16 protein-coding genes are annotated in these 18,140 nt (G+C 36.9%); 3 read left to right on the plus strand and 13 right to left on the minus strand.

Annotated features, from left to right (window positions below):
* Nucleotides 1–154 precede the first annotated feature (154 nt).
* Nucleotides 155–1,195 (minus strand): M28 family metallopeptidase, encoded by a 1,041-nt coding sequence (locus tag AC5YGI_RS07820; RefSeq protein ID WP_496167953.1) that lies wholly within the window; start codon nucleotides 1,193–1,195, stop codon nucleotides 155–157.
* 160 nt (nucleotides 1,196–1,355) lie between these two features.
* Between AC5YGI_RS07820 and AC5YGI_RS07825 the strand changes: the two genes are divergently transcribed.
* Nucleotides 1,356–2,495, plus strand: coding sequence for an aminotransferase class I/II-fold pyridoxal phosphate-dependent enzyme (locus tag AC5YGI_RS07825; protein ID WP_496167954.1), 1,140 nt, complete (start codon nucleotides 1,356–1,358; stop codon nucleotides 2,493–2,495).
* Nucleotides 2,496–2,659: 164 nt separating this feature from the next.
* On the opposite strand, the gene AC5YGI_RS07830 is transcribed toward AC5YGI_RS07825, so the two are convergent.
* Nucleotides 2,660–5,392, minus strand: coding sequence for a sodium-translocating pyrophosphatase (locus AC5YGI_RS07830; RefSeq protein ID WP_454510074.1), 2,733 nt, complete (start codon nucleotides 5,390–5,392; stop codon nucleotides 2,660–2,662).
* 135 nt (nucleotides 5,393–5,527) lie between these two features.
* On the opposite strand from AC5YGI_RS07830, the gene AC5YGI_RS07835 reads away from it, so the two are divergent.
* Nucleotides 5,528–7,249, plus strand: a complete 1,722-nt coding sequence (locus AC5YGI_RS07835) for an amidohydrolase (protein ID WP_496167955.1) — start codon at nucleotides 5,528–5,530, stop codon at nucleotides 7,247–7,249.
* Between the two features lie 83 nt (nucleotides 7,250–7,332).
* On the opposite strand, the gene AC5YGI_RS07840 is transcribed toward AC5YGI_RS07835, so the two are convergent.
* From AC5YGI_RS07840 to AC5YGI_RS07890, 11 genes are all read right to left on the minus strand, one after another.
* Nucleotides 7,333–7,944 (minus strand): inorganic pyrophosphatase, encoded by a 612-nt coding sequence (locus AC5YGI_RS07840; RefSeq protein WP_047495607.1) that lies wholly within the window; start codon nucleotides 7,942–7,944, stop codon nucleotides 7,333–7,335.
* Between the two features lie 17 nt (nucleotides 7,945–7,961).
* A complete protein-coding gene (locus tag AC5YGI_RS07845; protein ID WP_137903997.1) occupies nucleotides 7,962–8,474 on the minus strand; it encodes a DUF7935 family protein in 513 nt (170 codons plus the stop codon).
* A 24-nt stretch (nucleotides 8,475–8,498) separates the two neighbouring features.
* Nucleotides 8,499–9,674, minus strand: coding sequence for a hypothetical protein (locus tag AC5YGI_RS07850; protein WP_496167956.1), 1,176 nt, complete (start codon nucleotides 9,672–9,674; stop codon nucleotides 8,499–8,501).
* 74 nt (nucleotides 9,675–9,748) lie between these two features.
* The gene (locus tag AC5YGI_RS07855) at nucleotides 9,749–10,681 is read right to left on the minus strand and encodes a phytanoyl-CoA dioxygenase family protein (RefSeq protein WP_330746199.1); all 933 of its coding nucleotides are present in this window, start codon (nucleotides 10,679–10,681) and stop codon (nucleotides 9,749–9,751) included.
* 73 nt (nucleotides 10,682–10,754) lie between these two features.
* A complete protein-coding gene (locus AC5YGI_RS07860) occupies nucleotides 10,755–11,669 on the minus strand; it encodes a hypothetical protein (RefSeq protein WP_330746198.1) in 915 nt (304 codons plus the stop codon).
* Complete coding sequence (gene radC / locus AC5YGI_RS07865; protein WP_330746197.1) at nucleotides 11,666–12,343, minus strand: RadC family protein; 678 nt, start codon at nucleotides 12,341–12,343, stop codon at nucleotides 11,666–11,668. The genes AC5YGI_RS07860 and radC overlap by 4 nt, the downstream gene beginning before the upstream one ends.
* A 17-nt stretch (nucleotides 12,344–12,360) precedes the next feature.
* On the minus strand, nucleotides 12,361–12,939 hold the full coding sequence (locus tag AC5YGI_RS07870) for a murein L,D-transpeptidase catalytic domain-containing protein (protein ID WP_330746196.1): 579 nt from the start codon (nucleotides 12,937–12,939) through the stop codon (nucleotides 12,361–12,363).
* A gap of 15 nt (nucleotides 12,940–12,954) precedes the next feature.
* Complete coding sequence (locus tag AC5YGI_RS07875; RefSeq protein WP_002979895.1) at nucleotides 12,955–13,623, minus strand: ABC transporter ATP-binding protein; 669 nt, start codon at nucleotides 13,621–13,623, stop codon at nucleotides 12,955–12,957.
* Between the two features lie 295 nt (nucleotides 13,624–13,918).
* Entirely contained in the window at nucleotides 13,919–15,514 is a 1,596-nt protein-coding gene (locus AC5YGI_RS07880) for a dihydrolipoyl dehydrogenase family protein (protein ID WP_496167957.1), read from the minus strand.
* Nucleotides 15,515–15,598: 84 nt separating this feature from the next.
* Nucleotides 15,599–16,600, minus strand: coding sequence for a pyruvate dehydrogenase (acetyl-transferring) E1 component subunit alpha (pdhA, locus tag AC5YGI_RS07885; protein WP_110008687.1), 1,002 nt, complete (start codon nucleotides 16,598–16,600; stop codon nucleotides 15,599–15,601).
* Nucleotides 16,601–16,917: 317 nt separating this feature from the next.
* Nucleotides 16,918–17,343, minus strand: coding sequence for an NIPSNAP family protein (locus tag AC5YGI_RS07890; protein ID WP_330746194.1), 426 nt, complete (start codon nucleotides 17,341–17,343; stop codon nucleotides 16,918–16,920).
* 194 nt (nucleotides 17,344–17,537) lie between these two features.
* On the opposite strand from AC5YGI_RS07890, the gene AC5YGI_RS07895 reads away from it, so the two are divergent.
* The gene (locus AC5YGI_RS07895; RefSeq protein ID WP_110008686.1) at nucleotides 17,538–18,140 is read left to right on the plus strand and encodes a phosphatase PAP2 family protein; all 603 of its coding nucleotides are present in this window, start codon (nucleotides 17,538–17,540) and stop codon (nucleotides 18,138–18,140) included.

Here is an 18,140-nt window from a genome sequence, read left to right on the forward strand (position 1 = left end):
AAACGCAAAGGCGCAAAATATTTTATGATGAAGTTTTTAAGGCGCAGGGATTTTATCTTCGATAAAATTTGATCATGTTCAAAGCGCTATAAATAAAAGATACTTTATGCCTTTGGGCTTACCAATGTATTTCAGTGTAATCTAAAATTGGTGATTATTTTCTGTCAACAACAATTCTTTCTTCTCTATTGGCAATATCCCATGCTGTGGTAAAAATAAGCTGGGTTCTTTTCTCCAACAACTGATAATCAATTTTTTCCGGATCATCACCCGGTTTGTGATAATCTTCATGAATACCATCAAAGAAAAATGCTACAGGAATATTATGCTTGGCAAAATTATAATGGTCTGAACGGTAATACAATTGTTCAGGATCATTCAAGTCATCATATTTGTAATTCAGTTCCAGGTTATTGGTTCTTTTGTTTGCCGCTTCGTTGATTACTTTAAGCTGAGAACTTAACATTTCAGAGCCAATCACATAGACATATTGTTTTCCTCTGTTGGCAGGATCATCACGTCCGATCATATCAATATTAAGATCAACAACAGTATTGGCCAATGGAAAAACAGGGTTTTCGGAATAATATTCTGAACCGAAAAGTCCATGTTCTTCTCCTGTAACATGGAGAAACAGGATTGATCTTTTAGGCCCTTTTCCTGCTTTTTTAGCTTGCTGAAACGCTTTGGCTATTTCCATTATAGCGACGGTTCCGCTTCCGTCATCATCTGCTCCGTTGTATACCACTCCATTTTTTGTACCTACATGGTCATAATGTGCTGAAACCACTACAATCTCGTCCGGTTTTTCACTTCCTTCAATAAACGCTAAAATATTTTCAGAATCAGGAAGATTGCCGCCTCCTCTTTTCTTCATGAATTCAGACGGCACTTTCTGATAGTATGATCCTAATGCTTTAGGAGCTGCAATACCCAGATTTTTGTAATAATTAATCATATACTCACCCGCTTTTTTCTGCCCCTTGCTTCCGGTATCGCGCCCTTCCATATCATCTGCTGCAATAACGTACAGGTTTTTCTTTAAATCCTCTGCATTAATCTCTTTATAGGCATTGTTAAATGCTTTGTTATGTTTTGTTGAAACAGAATGTGGCGCACTTCCGTCAGCTATTTTTGCCGTTCCGCAACTGGTTACTACCGCCATGGCCAATAACGGGATAAGTATTTTTTTCATAAAGAATAAATTTCTTAAAAATAACAATTTTTATTGAATCCCCGCATCAATAATCAACTGGATAAAATAATATACAGTTCATTACAAATCTAACAACATATAGGTTATAAATATAATTTGATACTTAAATTTCATTATATTTGACTAAAATACAAAATAGGTGGATAAAATTTACGGATTTACTCATTACTCTTTTTTCACGGAAATGTCAAAACTGGCAGCCCGCCATGGAAGCTTTGATCTTTCTCTGGGACTTCCCGATTTTGATATTGATGAACGTCTGAAGGCTTTTCTAAAAGAAGCTGCCGAAGAGAATACCCATCATTATGAACCTCTTGCCGGAAATCCTCTTCTGATTGAAAGTATTATCCGTTTCAATGCCCAAAGAACCCATACAATTTCAGTTTCTGCTAAGGAAGTCACTATTATCCCCTGTGCAACCTTTGGTTTATATACTTCTCTTAAATCAATTCTGAATCAGGGTGATGAAGTTATTATTATTCAACCCTCCTACTATACATACGGACCTGCTGTTGTAATGAATGGCGGAATTCCTGTTTATTATGATCTTGATAATGATTTTACGATTAACTGGGAGCTGTTCAGAAAATGTATTACGGAAAAGACAAAAGCAGTCATTGTCAATTCCCCGCAGAATCCAACGGGAAAAGTATGGAAAAAAGAAGACTGGGACATGCTTTATGAACTGATTAAAAACCGTGATATTTATTTGATTTCCGAAGAAATATATGATACATACTGTTATGATGAGACAGAACATTACAGTTCTTTTATTCATCCTGAACTTAGGGAAAAGACTTTCTGTATTTTTTCTTTTGGCAAAATGTTTCATACTTCCGGGTGGAAGGTGAGCTATATGCTTGCTTCTGAAACGTTAACAACGAAATTTCAATGCCATCAGCAGTATATTTCTTACAGTGCCAATGCTCCGGCACAATATGTCATCGCCAAATATCTTGATGTATTTGATCCGCTTATCAATAAAAAACTCATGCAGAAGAAAAGAGATATTTTTAATGAAATGATGAAGGAAACCCCTTTTCAGATCGAACAACAAGCGGAAGGAAGTGTTTTCCAGGTTGTAAATTTCAGGAGTATTTCTAAAAGCATGACAGATGTAGAGTTTTCAAAATGGCTTACGATAGAGAAAAAAGTTTCCTGCCTTCCACTTTCTGCTTTCTATAATTCAAGACAGAATTCGGATTATATAAGGTTTAGTTTTGCTAAAAAAGATGAATTGATCATTCAGGCTCTGGAGCATTTGAAAAGGAATCTTTGATGTTGCTGCAGTTGTTTTTCCCACAGATCGCACAGATGCTTTTTTTAACCACAGATTGCGCAGATTTTCACAGATGATTGTAGATATTTATTTGTGTGAGTTTCGTTTTATAATCTAAAAAAGCACCGCCAGGGCGATGCTTTTGTACTATTTCTACATTGATTTTAAAGAGCCAATACTCTTACATCAATTCTCCTGTTTTTTGCTTTACATTCATCAGTATCATTGGCTTTACATACAGGATATTGTGATCCGTATCCCTCTGCTTCTATTCTGTCTGCTGCAATACCTAGCTCAAGCAGTTTGAGTTTGGCTGTCTGCGCTCTCAGATTGGATAATTTAAGGTTACTGTCCTCGTTACCACTGTTGTCTGTATATCCGCCCAATTTTATTTTCAGATCGGGATAAGCATTTAAAATTTCTGCCAGCGTATTGAGCTGAAGTGCGGACTCCACTTTCAGATCGCTGGAACCTGTTTCAAAATAAAGGTTTTCAATGGTGTACCATTTATTGGGATCTAAAGCCGATTTATCTTTTTGTTTCACCACATTATAAAGTTGGTAAAGCTGGCTTCCATCACCTATGGCAATTGTTTTTCCTCCATTCAGTTTTATTTTCTGAAGATTTCCTGTTTCATACACAAAGTCCCCGTTTTCGTTAAGATATCCTTTAATTTCTCCGGGAACAGCAGTAATGATCGGAGTATCACCACTTACAGCTGATGCCATACCGGAAACTCCTGTAAGACTTTCAATTTTTGCTTTTCTATTGGCTTCAATTTTATCTTTATGCAAAACAGCCAAAGTAGGTGCAATTACCAGAGAAACAATTGACATTAATTTAATCAGAATATTCATCGATGGTCCTGATGTATCTTTAAACGGATCTCCCACCGTATCACCTGTCACAGATGCTTTGTGAGGTTCTGAGCCTTTATAATAAGTCTGACCATTGATGTCAACTCCTTTTTCAAATGATTTTTTGGCATTATCCCAGGCCCCGCCTGCATTGTTCTGGAACATTCCCATCAAAACACCGCATACTGTAGCACCAGCCAGGAATCCTCCCAATACTTCGGGACCAAAAATAAATCCTATTAATAAAGGAGAAACGATGGCAATAGCGCCGGGAAGCATCATTTTTCTGATGGACGCATCGGTAGAAATGGCAACACATTTTTCATATTCGGGCTGTGCTTTTCCTTCCAGGATTCCCGGAATTTCGCGAAACTGTCTTCTTACTTCTTCTACCATGGCCATGGCAGCCTGTCCTACTGCGGTAATCGCCAAGGATGAGAAGATAAACGGAATCATTCCTCCGACAAAAAGTCCGGCAAGAACGTCTGCTCTATAAATATCGATACCATCAATTCCTGCGATTCCTACAAATGCTGCAAATAATGCTAAAGCAGTCAGAGCAGCTGAAGCAATGGCAAATCCTTTTCCGGTAGCAGCCGTTGTATTTCCTACAGCATCCAGAATGTCTGTTTTCTCACGTACTTCTTTGGGAAGCTCACTCATTTCTGCAATACCTCCGGCATTGTCTGCAATAGGCCCGAAAGCATCAATAGCAAGTTGCATTGCTGTGGTAGCCATCATTCCAGCTGCGGCAATGGCCACTCCGTAAAGTCCGGCACATAGATAAGAACCATAGATCCCTCCTGCCAGTACAATGATGGGAAGTAAAGTAGATTCCATCCCAACGGAAAGTCCGCCGATAATATTGGTTGCGTGCCCTGTAGAAGACTGTCTCACAATACTGGAAACCGGTCTTTTTCCCATGGCTGTATAATATTCTGTAATGATACTCATTAAGGTTCCTACTACTAATCCCACCATTATCGCTCCGAAAACACCCATTTTAGTAAACTCATGTCCTCTTAAAACCATTTTTTCAGGAAGGATATACGTTACCAGGAAATAGGAAGCAATAGCCGTAATCACAATACTTCCCCAGTTTCCAAGATTTAATGCATTCTGTACGCTGGAAGTGGATGAACCTTCATTATCATTAATTTTTACAAATAAAGTTCCGATCATTGAAAATATAATTCCCGTTCCTGCAATCAGCATCGGTAAAAGAATCGGGGCAAAGCCTCCGAAGGCATCATCAGAAACAGTTTCTCTACCTAATACCATCGTGGCAAGAACTGTCGCCACATACGATCCGAAAAGGTCTGCTCCCATTCCAGCAACGTCTCCTACATTGTCTCCCACATTATCTGCAATGGTAGCCGGGTTTCGGGGATCGTCTTCTGGAATTCCGGCTTCCACTTTTCCCACAAGGTCAGCACCTACGTCTGCCGCTTTTGTATAAATACCGCCTCCTACTCTTGCAAAAAGGGCGATAGATTCAGCACCCAGAGAAAATCCGGTGAGAATTTCAATGGTTCTTTCCATTTCGTGGGAATCTACGGTAGCTTCAGGGGCAAAAATCTGCTTAATGATCAGAAATAAAGCACCTAATCCTAAAACAGCAAGGCCAGCTACTCCCATTCCCATCACAGAACCTCCGGTAAAAGATACTTTAAGGGCTTTTGATAGTGAAGTTCTTGCCGCTTCAGCTGTTCTGACATTAGCTTTGGTAGCGATTTTCATTCCGATAAAACCTGCACATGCTGAGAAAATAGCACCTACTACAAAGGCAATTCCTATACTCCAGTGTGAATTGGCATTACTTGATCCCATCACTGCCAGTAAAATGGCAACGACTACAACAAAGTACGTTAAGATTTTGTATTCAGCCTTTAGAAAAGCCATTGCACCATCTGCAATGTGGCCGCTGATTGTTTTCATTTTTTCATTTCCGGCATTCTGTTTATTGACCCAGCTGCTCTGAAGAAATGTATAAAGCAAAGCTATGACACCAAAAATTGGCACTAACACAAATAGATCCATAGTTTATTATTTTATATTAAAAAATTGAGATTAGTCTTATAAATATAATGAAATTATAAACACGCAATAAAATTCACTAATAATAATCTATTATTTTGTAAATTTGTTTCTCACCACAATTTGAATTAATTATTTATGAAAAGGATTTTATATACACTTTTTTTATCTGTAAGCATAAGCAGTTGTCATAATAAGATACCTAAAGAAAAAGCTGAAATACTCTATTTTGGAGGTCCTATTATAACCATGGAGGATTCTCTTCCGCAAGTTGAAGCAGTAGCAGTTAAAGACGGGAAAATACTTTTTGCCGGAACAAAATCGGAGGCAGAACGTTTTTCAGAGCCGGCCACCAAAATGATTAATTTAAATGGAAAAACCCTTCTTCCCGGTTTTATAGATGTTCATGGACATCTTACTTCAAGAGCAGGAATTATGGATGCTGTAGATCTGTCTCCCGAACCCTATGGCACGGTGAATTCAATCAAAGATTTGCAGAATACAATTAAAAACCATATCAAAAACAATAAAATTAACGGTCAGCAGCCCATTATCGGAAATGGGTATGATGATGCGATTATGACAGAGCACCGTCATCCTACAAAAACAGAACTGGATGCCATCAGTAAAACCAATCCTATTATTATTATTCATGCTTCGGGCCATGCCAGCGTTGCAAACAGCGCCATGTTACAACTGCTGGGAATAACAGAGTCGTCAAAAGATCCTGAAGGAGGACACATTGGCAGGGATAAAAAAACAGGAAAACTGAACGGAAAACTAGAAGAGAATGCCAGTTTCACTGCTTTATTGACCTTAACGAAAAAAATGAATAAAGGCAAAGATACCCAGGCTCACGCCATGGAAAACCTGATGAAGGCTCAGGGTGAATGGCTCAGCTATGGACAGACTACCATTTGTGATGGGAGAACCATGGGGGAAAGTGTTGCTCTGTTAGAAAAGGCAGCATCTCAACATCTTTTTAAAGCTGATGTTGTTTACTTTCCCGATTATGAATATTTCAAAAAAGATTTCAACAGTTTCAGACCCAAATATATGAAGTATGAAAACCGCTTGAAACTGGCTGGGTTCAAATTTTCTGATGATGGTTCTCCACAGGGAAAAACGGCCTGGCTCACTCAGCCTTATTTAGTTCCACCTGAAGGTCAGTCTAAAGATTATAAAGGGTTTCCCATCTTCACGGATGAAACGTTATATAACGACCTGAAAACACTTTTCCAGAATCATATAACTGCACAGCTTCATGTAAATGGAGATGCCGCCATTGATCAGGCTATACGGGTTATTAAAAGGTTAAAAGATGAAAATATTTACCATCCGGAATTACGGGCAACGTTAATTCATGTGCAAAACAGCCGCCCGGACCACATTCAAAAGATAAAAGAATTAGGGGTAATTCCTTCTTACTTTTCTACTCATGCGTATTTATGGGGAGACTGGCATTATTCAAGTGTTTTCGGTCCTGAAAGAGCTGCTTTTATAAGTCCGGCCAACTCAGCATTAAAAGCAGGAATTACGTTTACCATTCATCATGATGCTCCGGTTACACCACCTGATCTGATTACCGCAGTTTATGCAGCAGTGAATAGAAAGACGCGTTCGGGAATGATCTTAGGACCTAATGAAAGAATTACTCCCATGGAAGCTTTAAAAGCGATTACCATTAACGGAGCCTATCAGTTGCAGGAAGAAAATAAAAAAGGTTCTATTAAAGCAGGTAAAATGGCTGACTTTGTTATTCTTGATCAGAATCCTTTAACGATAAGTCCTGAAAATCTCCGAAACATTAAGGTGCTTGAAACGATAAAAGAAGGAAATTCCGTATACCAAAGAAACTGAATCTATTGATATCATAAAATATTTACAAAGAAAAAAGCAGATGAAAATTCACCTGCTTTTTTGTATGTGTTGGGAAGAAAATTTTATCCTCCGAATTTTTCTGCGTAATCCGCCTGAGAAGCTTTGATCACTTTTCTTGCGTGCTCAGCTCCGTAAACTTCCTGGATTCTGCATTTTGCAGGCTCATCCGGTAAGTTTTTATAGGTAAGGAAGTAGTGCATTAATCTTTTCACTTCAGCTTCCGGTAATTCAGAAATATCTCTGAAGTGTCCGAAGGCGTGGTCATTGATCATTACAGCAACAATTTTATCATCTGCTTCACCACCGTCGATCATTTTGAAACCACCGATTGGAATAGCTTCCATCAATAAACCTCCTGCATGGATGTTGTGAGAACTTAAAACACAGATATCAAGCGGGTCATGATCTCCCATCGTTACATCATCAGCTCCAGCCTCTATAGCAAGTTTCATTACTTCATTGTGGCAGTAAGTTCTAGGAACAAAACCATATAAAGCAGGGATAATGTTAGAGAATTTCTGCGGTCTGTCTACCTTTAAATATCCTGTTTCTTTATCTACTTCATATTTAATAGTATCTGAAGGAACAATTTCCACAAATACGTTTACAACATTTGGCGCATCTTCTCCTGCAGAAATTCCGTGCCATGGATGTGCTTTAAAATTTGGAATCATTATTTATCTGTTAATTTTTAAGTTATTATTAAAATTTCTTTTCTTAAATCTTCAATAGTTTCAGCAATATAGTCGTTGCCTTCCATATAGTTCATGATGAAAATCGTTTTGAATTCATCCAGCTGAACCTCTCCTTTCAACCCGTCATAAGTTTTATGAAGCAGTTCTATAATTGCATTTTTTGAGTCTACGATATTCTTCCAGGAGTTTTTTGTAATGTATAACTGCTGTGAAGAGTTGTATTCAAATTCTTCATTGATCGCCTTTTCAGTCAGGAAAATAAACTCATGAACGGCCAGTCCCCTGTCGAACCTCTGTATAAGGTTGGAAGGCTTCATTCTGTCCAGAAACAAGGTCATTCTTTCATAGGAATGTGCTTTGTTCTCTGAATTGGATTTCACACTAAGTAATTTGATTTCCTGGTTCTTAAGAGTAATATATGAGTGTACAAATTGTCTGAGCAAAACCAGAAAAGGAATTGCAATAATCAATGCAAATGCATAGGGTAAATATCCTGATAGACTCGTCATAATTTTAGACTGCAAAATTACTAATTATTTTCCGTCTTCTAAAGAGTTTTTAAAGATATCCACTTTAGAAATTTGTATATAGACCAATGCAAGGATAATTATAAGATAAAAGCCAAGCATCATCCTGTTTACCAGAGACGGAAAAACCAGAAATCTCAGCATGACAGTTGTGTAAATAACAGCAAAAAACAAGAGCTGAGCCTGGTTCTTTTTATTGTAAAACGAGAAACGATTGGCTAAAATAATTACAATAAAAATCAATAAGATCGGAAAGTAGGAAGAATTGAACTCCAACATTACATTACTTTTAATAAAGTGAATATAATCTGCAAAGGAAAACGGATCAGGCCCCGACACAGGATAAATCTGAACTTTGGTAAACTGATTCATAAAAAGTGCAGACCACGAAACCCGATTAAAAGCCTGTATTAAAAAGAAGGAAAGAAATATATATCCGTATGATACCAGTAATGAACCTGTTGTAATCTGAAAGTTATTCCTATAAAAATAAATAAGGGCGTACAGGAATGAATAAAATATAAAATATTCCGGTCTTGTAAGCACACACAGCATAGCCAATATGCCTGCGAAAAAGAAATTTTTTCTCACTAAAAACACATAAAAGCTCAAAAGAAGCAGCAGGCATGATAAGGAATCTGCTGAAACATGCCGGGCCGATTCCGGCAAAGGCTTGAACAATGAAATTAAAACAGTAAGGATAAAGGCAAGAGGATAATTTCTCAGAATTTTTATCAAAAAGCTGAAAATCAGAACCAGAATTAATGCATAAGAGATAACTGAAATCAGGGAGATGGAAGCAGAAGCACTGAAACCTAATTTAAATAATGACCAGCTGATAAAATTATAAAAAGGTTTCACCACAAAAAGTTGCAGCTCTTCCTCGTAGGCTTTAGGATTTTGTGAGATAATTTTATAGTAAGTACTCTCCCCTTTTGCCACTTCCTCAGCCATTGGATTAACAGGACCAAGTCCCGCGAAATCAGGATTTTTTTCTCTCAGTTCGTCATATACCTTCTGATGAATTTCCTCAATTTTCATTTCAGGATATTCCGTTTTATAGATCAGTCCCATATAGGCCTCCATATCAGTATTGTAGTAATGATGGGTATACAGGTAGTATGACATCATGCATACATAGATTGAAAATATAAAAACAAGAATATTCTTCTTTTTTTCCATACACTGATATTAAGGATACAAATGTAAAAAAACTATCATTTAAAATGCCTAAAGAAAGTTTTTATGAAAGTTCCCTAAAGTTCAAACAGTGCCGGCCTCTGTGTCACTTCATGATAACAGACACTATTTTCATCAAAAAAATGATAGACAAGACTTTTCCTCGTTCTGTTCTTATCCGTGTGAGGTTCTCCGCCATGAAGAATATTGGCATGCCAGATCAGTAGATCTCCTTTTTTGGCTTTAAAAATTTCTTTCTGTAAACCTAATTCTTTTACTTTATCTTCCAGAAAGGTTTCATAGGCTCTGTAGCTTTTCTTTCCTATTTTCAGGGCTGTGCCTTCATTATCATAATCGGAATTCAGGAAATAAGGAAGCTTATGACTTTTAGGAATATAATGAAGCGCTCCGTTACTTTCGTCTACATCTTCCAGGGCAATCCATACTCCGAGCAGTCCTCCCAATGGATAAGTGGTCATATGGATACTGTCAGAATGGGTTTTCTGCTGGCTGCCGTTGATGAAGTTGATACTTTGGAAAAGCTTGGATTTTCCGTCCAGTAAAACAGATAAAAAGTCTAACAGTTCTTTATCACTTCCAATATTTTTAATGATTTCTGAATGATGGATTGCAAACATCAGCTTTCCTCCGTAAATAAATTTCAAAGTCCCGTCCTTCATCAATTTATCAATTTCAGTATTGATTTGATCTGCTGTTTCCGGACTAAGGAAATTTCTCAGAATCATATACCCATTCTCATCATACTGAAGAGCACTTTCTTTATTTTCTTCAGAAAGCTTCTTAAAAAAAGACGTTTCCTTCAATTTTGTATAATCCAGTGTTCTTTCGCTGGCTGGAAGGTGAGCAAAATCCTTGCTTGAAATACTTGAAAAATAGTTCTTATTGATTCCGTATTTTTTATATAATGGAATATTATGCTTTAATTTATTCTTTTTAAACAAGTTATAAAGCATGTATGATAATTTGTACTGACGAATCTGTTGTAACATAACTGTTTTACTAAGGGTTTTATAAAGTTACGGAATATTACTTAATTAGAACCAATCTAAACAATGCTTTTCATCATAAAAATGGCTTTCCTCTCAATATAAGATACCCTAACTTTTTGAAAAGGTTCTTTTTTGAATTCTCAATAATTCCGTAAGGCCTTAATTCCGGCCGGAATCCGCGGAAAAATTCCTCAATATTAGGGAGTTCTCCTCCTTCAAAATCAAATATATGAGTTTCAATATTCTCTTTAATGACATGATCAATCAATACGGATGCTCCCGATAATCTGACATAGTCTTTATCATTAAAATTTCCTAAAAGCGCTACCATATCACAGTCCGTATAGGTAGCAATTACATTGATAATCTTATGCTGATAGTAAAATGCCGTAAATTTGAGGTAACCAAGATGATGAAAACTTTCAAAGATCCTCATGAATTCTCCAAGATCATTTTCTTTGCTCAACCCGATGGTATTCGCTTCAATAAAAGCTTTAGCTTTATCGTAAGTGATTGTTTTAATTTCTGATTCTTTTAAAACAGCTTCATCTAACCGAAGTTTTCTTTTTCTTTTGGGTGAATATCTTGTATATACCTTCTCATAAGCATCAGGATACAGTAAAAAATTCTTCTTGATTCTGATCTTTGTACGAAGCTGATTGACATCATTGAAAGGATATGCCCTTATCATATAATTTTTTTCCAGATATTCCAGAAAAGCCTCATTAAGATCCACATCATCTTTAACGGAAAAAACACCAAGCTGCTGACAAAGCTTAGGGTTGTGCACGATTTTCATCCCGTATTTTCTTACAAAAGGAACAGGCATTACTGCTTCGTAATCTTTATAAACAAGAATTTCCCAGGGCATTGTAGAAGTAGTATCTAAAAAATGCTTTGCAGCAGAATATTTTCTTTGTTCGGAATTTTCTAAACACTGAGCATATTTCACAAAGTCAATTTCATGGTATTTTAATCTTCTAATCATAATAATCCTGCGTCCGAGAAACTAAAATAAGCATCCTGCGTGACAATAATATGGTCTAAAAGCTGGATACTTAATGTATTTCCTGCTTCTTTTATTTTCTGTGTAATGTTGATATCTTCCCGGCTTGGTTTTAAGCTTCCGGAAGGGTGATTGTGGGCAATGATAATGCCGGTTGAAAAATGATCCAGTGCGGCTTTATAAAGAGTTCTTACATCTACAATAGACTGACTGATTCCTCCCTGGGTAAGCTGGGAAACATGAATCACTTTATTGCTGTTGTTAAGGAAAATCGCCCAGAATTCTTCTGTTCTCAGATCAGAAAGCTGGTTTCTGAGAATGACATAGGCATCGTGACTGTTTCCAATCATTGTTTTTTCAGGAATTTCCTGAACAGCTCTCCTCTTTCCGATCTCTAAGGCCGTAATGATTGAAATAGCCTTTGTAGCACCAATTCCCTTGAATTTCATCAGGTCTTTAACGGATAGCAAACTTAACTGATGCCAGTTGTTATTGACAGAATTCAGAATTTTTCTTGCAAGCTCTACAGCATTCTCATCCCTGTTTCCACTTCCCATAATAATTGCTAACAGCTCAGAATCAGAAAGTGAGCTCTTGCCTTTCTGCAAAAACTTTTCTCTGGGTCTGTCATCTTCTGCAAGAAATTTTATAGCCATGGAAAAGGAATTATAAGTTAATAGAATGCATATAAAATGATCGGATTCTTCGACTGATCAATATATTTTGACGTCTCTTTAAAAGCATTTACCGAAAGCATAGGACAGCCTAAACTTAAACATGCAGAATTCCGGGATTCAGTATCAGGAATACATCCGTAAGAATGAAGAACAATGGCTCTCTGCATAGCATTACTGTTGGTAGAATCCAGACCTGTCAGCCGATACGCTTTACCAAATTTTCCTACATAACTTTCTCCAATAGCATATTTTCCAAGGGATGACTGATAAGATCCTTCAATATTACTGAATTTTAAAGCATCTGACTTTGGAGTCACTGAACCTGAACCATGGGAGACTATAGCCTGCTGTACGATTGTATTGTTTTTCAGGTTATAAATAAAATAGCGATACTTTCCTGAAGGGATTTTAAAGTTGATAAAAACAGCCAGTTCCTGATTGTATTCTTTTCCTTTAATGTAATTTTTAATCTCCGAAATCCTTATCTGAGGAATACCTAATGAGTTCAACTGCTGGGATTCAGCTTTTGAACAGGAAATTACCATTAAGAAAAGAAAAATAAGGTGTTTCATCATGCGGTTTTTATACTGCTATTCTATGATCATTCCATCTTTCATAACAAGCTTACGGTCTGTAATTTCTGCAAGATTAGGGTTATGGGTTACAATGACAAAAGTCTGGTTATATTTGTCTCTAAGATCAAAAAACAATCTGTGAAGATCATCCGCATTCTTGGAATCAAGGTTACCTGTAGGCTCATCTGCAAAAATGATTTTCGGTGAATTGATTAAAGCCCTTGCCACCGCTACTCTTTGCGCTTCTCCACCAGAAAGTTGGTTGGGTTTATGATTCAGTCTTTGCTCTATCTTCAGATCTTCAAATAAAGCATAAGCCTTTTCGATAGCTTCTCTTTCGTTGGCTCCTGCTATTTTTGTCGGAAGCAATACGTTTTCCAACGCGGTAAACTCCGGAAGAAGCTGATGAAACTGAAATACGAAACCGATATTCTGATTTCTGAATTTTGAAAGCTGCTTATCATTCATATTGATAAATGATTCACCTGCTATTTCAATTTCAGTATCGTATTTACCGGACTGGGTGGGATGATCCAGTGTTCCTAAAATCTGCAGCAGTGTAGATTTACCTGCTCCTGATTCTCCTACAATAGAAACCACTTCTCCTGTTTTGATATGAATATCAACTCCTTTCAGTACCTCTAAATTCCCATAAGATTTATGGATATTTCTTGCTTTAATCATGATTCAAAAATAGTGAATTGCCTGCAAATAAAAAACCGCTTTTTGAAGCGGTTTGTATTTTATTTTACTTTTTGAGTGTTTAGATTCCGGCAATCTACTTATACAGTTCTTTTCTATTAATTTTTTAAATTATTACAGTCTTATTTTTTATAAAAATATTTGTACCAGAAGCTTTTTCTAAACCTATAAGGTTTTTGAAACCTTATAGGTTTGTCATTCGTCATCATTCCCATTTACCCAAAAAAACAAAAAAACCTCCCAGTCCGGGAGGTTTCAATATTTTCAATTCAGAAAATTACAGTAACAATGTTAATGGACTTTCTAAATATGTTCTTAATGTCTGTAGGAACTGAGCACCTGTAGCACCGTCTACTACTCTGTGGTCACAAGCTAATGAAAGTTTCATAGTGTTTCCAACTACGATCTGACCATCTTTAACGATAGGCTTCTCGATAATCGCTCCTACTGAAAGGATTGCAGAGTTTGGCTGATTGATGATACTTGTGAAAGTTTCAATTCCAAACATTCCTAAGTTGGAAATAGAGAATGTAGAACCTTCCATTTCGTTAGCTTTAAGACCTTTACTCTTAGCTCTTGATGCCATATCCTTTACAGCTGCTGAAATCTGAGTATAGGTCATCTGATCTGTATGTTTCAATACAGGAACTACCAATCCGTCCGGAATAGCTACTGCTACACCAATATTGATATTTCCTCTGTGGATGATCTTATCACCTGCCCAGCTTGAATTTACCTGAGGGTGTTTTCTTAAAGCAATTGCAGTGGCTTTAATGATCATATCGTTGAAAGAGATCTTGGTATCCGGTAAAGAATTGATTTCTTTTCTGGCCTCAATTGCTTTATCCATATTGATCTCAACCATCAGGTAGTAGTGAGGGGCAGAGAATTTACTTTCAGAAAGACGTTTTGCAATAATATTTCTTACCTGAGAGTTTGGAGTTTCTGTATCTTCACCCTGTACAAAGCTTACTGCAACAGGAGCAGCGCTTGCTACAGGAGCTGAAGCAGCTGGTTTTACAGCTGGCTGATAGTTTTCAATATCTTTTTTAACGATTCTTCCGTTTTCACCAGAACCCTGAACACTGTTGATGTCAACTCCTTTATCCTGAGCCATTTTCTTAGCCAGTGGAGAGATTGCCACTCTGTCAGAAGATGAAGAATTGGCAGCAGGAGCAGCTTTTTCTTCTGTTTTAGTTTCTGCTTTTTGTTCAGCTGGTTTTTCAGTTGACTGACCCGCAGCTTTTGGAGCTCCTACAGCGGAAACATCTGTTCCTGCAGGGCCAATGATTGCCAATACGGAATCAACCGGAGCAGCACCTCCTTCTTCTACACCTTGCTTCAATAGTACTCCATTGAATTCAGATTCGAAATCCTGTACCGCTTTATCTGTTTCGATCTCAGCAAGAAGATCTCCTTCCTTTACTGTATCACCTACATTTTTGTGCCATTTAGCCACCTTACCTTCTGTCATTGTATCAGAAAGTCTTGGCATTGTAATAATTTCAACTCCTGCCGGAACTTCTGCAGCAGCAGGCGCAGCAGTTTCTGCTTTAGGCTGTTCTTCTGATTTTTTTTCTTCAGTTGCAGCAGCGGGAACAGCAGCCCCACCTGTCAATCCTGAAATATCTTCTCCTTCATTCCCGATAATAGCTAAAACAGAGTCTACAGCAGCAGCAGATCCTTCTTCTACACCTACGTATAAAAGAGTCCCTTCTATTTCAGATTCGAAATCTTGAACTGCTTTATCAGTTTCAATTTCAGCTAAAATATCTCCTTCTTTTACTTTATCTCCTACTTTTTTATGCCATTTGGCCACCTTACCTTCCGTCATTGTGTCGGACAGGCGGGGCATCGTAATTACTTCTGCCATAATCTATATTGATTTGAGATTCGAGATTTGAGATTTGAGATTTCAGAAATTTCAAACTTCAAATTTCAAATAAATTTTTATTTTTTAGTTTTCTAATTTGTCTAGGAATGGATAGTCTTCCTGAGCATATACATACTCATAGATTTTTTCTGCATCAGGATACGGAGAGTTTTCCATAAATTCGATACACTCTTCAACAAAATCTCTGGATTTGTTATCGATAGCTTCCAATTCTGTTTCTGTAGCCCATCCGTTTTCTAAAATTCTATGTTTTATCAATTCGATCGGGTCATCATTTTTATGGAGAGCTACTTCTTCTTTAGATCTGTATGGCTCAGCATCAGACATTGAGTGCCCTCTGTAACGGTAAGTTCTTGCTTCAATAAATGTAGGTCCGTCTCCTCTTCTTGCTCTTTCAATAGCTTCGTAAGCAGCTTCTGCTACCTTCTCAGGATCCATTGCATCTACAGCAAGGCAAGGCATTTCGTATCCTAAACCTAATTTATAGATATCTTCGTGGTTGGCTGTTCTTTTTACAGAAGTTCCCATTGCATATTGGTTGTTTTCCACAACAAATACTACCGGAAGTTTCCAGTTCATTGCCATATTGAAAGTTTCATGTAAAGAACCTTGTCTTGCAGCACCATCTCCAAAGAAACAGATGTTTACAGCTTTTCTGTCGAAATATTTATCAGCAAAAGCAATACCTGCACCTAAAGGAATTTGTCCTCCAACGATACCATGTCCTCCGTAAAAACGGTGTTCTTTACTGAAAATGTGCATAGATCCACCCATACCTCCGGATGTACCAGTAGCTTTACCACAAAGTTCTGCCATGATTCTTTTAGGATCCACGCCCATCGCCATTGGATGGATGTGACATCTGTAAGCAGTAATCATACTGTCCTTTGTAAGATCCATTGCATGTGTAAATCCGGCAGGGATAGCTTCCTGACCGTTATACAAATGTAAAAATCCTCTGATCTTTTGTTTTAGGTAAAGAGAACGGCATTTGTCTTCAAACCTTCTCCACATTGTCATATCTTCATACCACTTCAGGTATACCTCTTTAGAAAATTCTTTCATGTGTTAGCTCTTGCTTTTTTATGATGAAATAGTTGAGCAAAATTATGAAAAAAACTTTGTTTTTATTCTATACATAGATAACTTTTCGATTTTTCTGTAAAATCTACTTGCAGGCCGGACGGATTATTCTTAATTTTCGAGCCTTTGAAACTCTCATAAGGCAACCTTTTATTGATCATTTTCTTATCATGACAGCTAAGCAATCAGCCTGTTAATGTGGCTTTTCCAAAATTAGAATCAAGACAAAAATACAGGGAAATGATTATGCTTCACTCTCTATTTTCTTCCCCTTTAATTATTGTTAATATACCTTTTGGTTATTTCAACAGCTTTTTTTCCGGAGAAAAACCGGTAAGTTTGAGCGTTCTGTCTTCAATTTCATTAACAAAATTGCCATATTGACTGGCTGTCCGGGCTTTAATCTCCTTCCATTCCTGATCTGCCATAAATCCTTCCCAAGCGGTTTTCATAGTAGCTTCATCTTTCCATTCAAGCAAATAAACGAATTCTGTCTTATCTTTAAATTCCGATTCCCAGATCGATACAATGGTAAATCCATATTTTTTCATTATTCTCAGAGCATGATCTCTGAAGCGGTCCAGAAAAACCTGCTTGTTCTCTTTAGGAATTTCATAAATTCTTAATTGATGTACAGGCGGCGAAGAAATATTTTCCGTGGAAACCTTTTGTCCGAAAGTAAAAAATCCTAAGATAACCAATACGAATGTGAATAGGTGTTTCATGATAATGATTAAACTGATCAATTAAAAATAAAACATTTCCTGCAAAATTTAATATTAATCTAAAAAGTAAAAAAAGTTAGTACATCAAAACCTATAATAATGAATTATTTTCTCAATTTATCCACCAACTTCCATCGGCTTCTTCCCCTTGTTTTTTGAGGTTATAATAGTATATTTGGTTTTTAAACTTGATTATGGAAGAAAAGCAGTCTTCATTATTACACAAAATTTCAAAAGTCATTTCTGATTTTTTTAATCCTTTGGTCTCTCTGATCATTTTCTTTACCTACATGAGCATCAGGGAATATTCTCTTAAGGATTCTATGCTGTATTTTCTGCCTGTATTATTAATGATCATTATTCCGGTTGTTGTATGGCTGGTATGGAATGTAAAAACGGGAAGATACACCAATATGGATGTCTCCAACCGTGTTCAAAGGAAAAGCCTGTATATATTTATTGCAGTTTGTGTCATTGTTTATCTTCTTTTTAATTATATCAGAAACGGATATATTGATCTTGTCATGCTGTTTATTCTGGTACTGCTTTTCGCCCTGCAGATCAGCAATCTTTTTATAAAAAGCTCGATGCATACAGCATTTAATGTATTTGTAGCAGCATTATTTTTCTCACTTGACTGGAAAATGGGTCTGGTGTGGCTGGGAATTGCTGTTTTGGTCGGAATCACCCGTATCATTTTAAAAAGACATACCGTAAAAGAAGTATTTATGGGGGCTGGAATAGCTTTTCTGGTATCTTTTATCTATCTTTATTGCAATATTCAATTTCAACATTAG

This window comes from Chryseobacterium sp. CS3K3.1 (assembly GCF_059515165.1).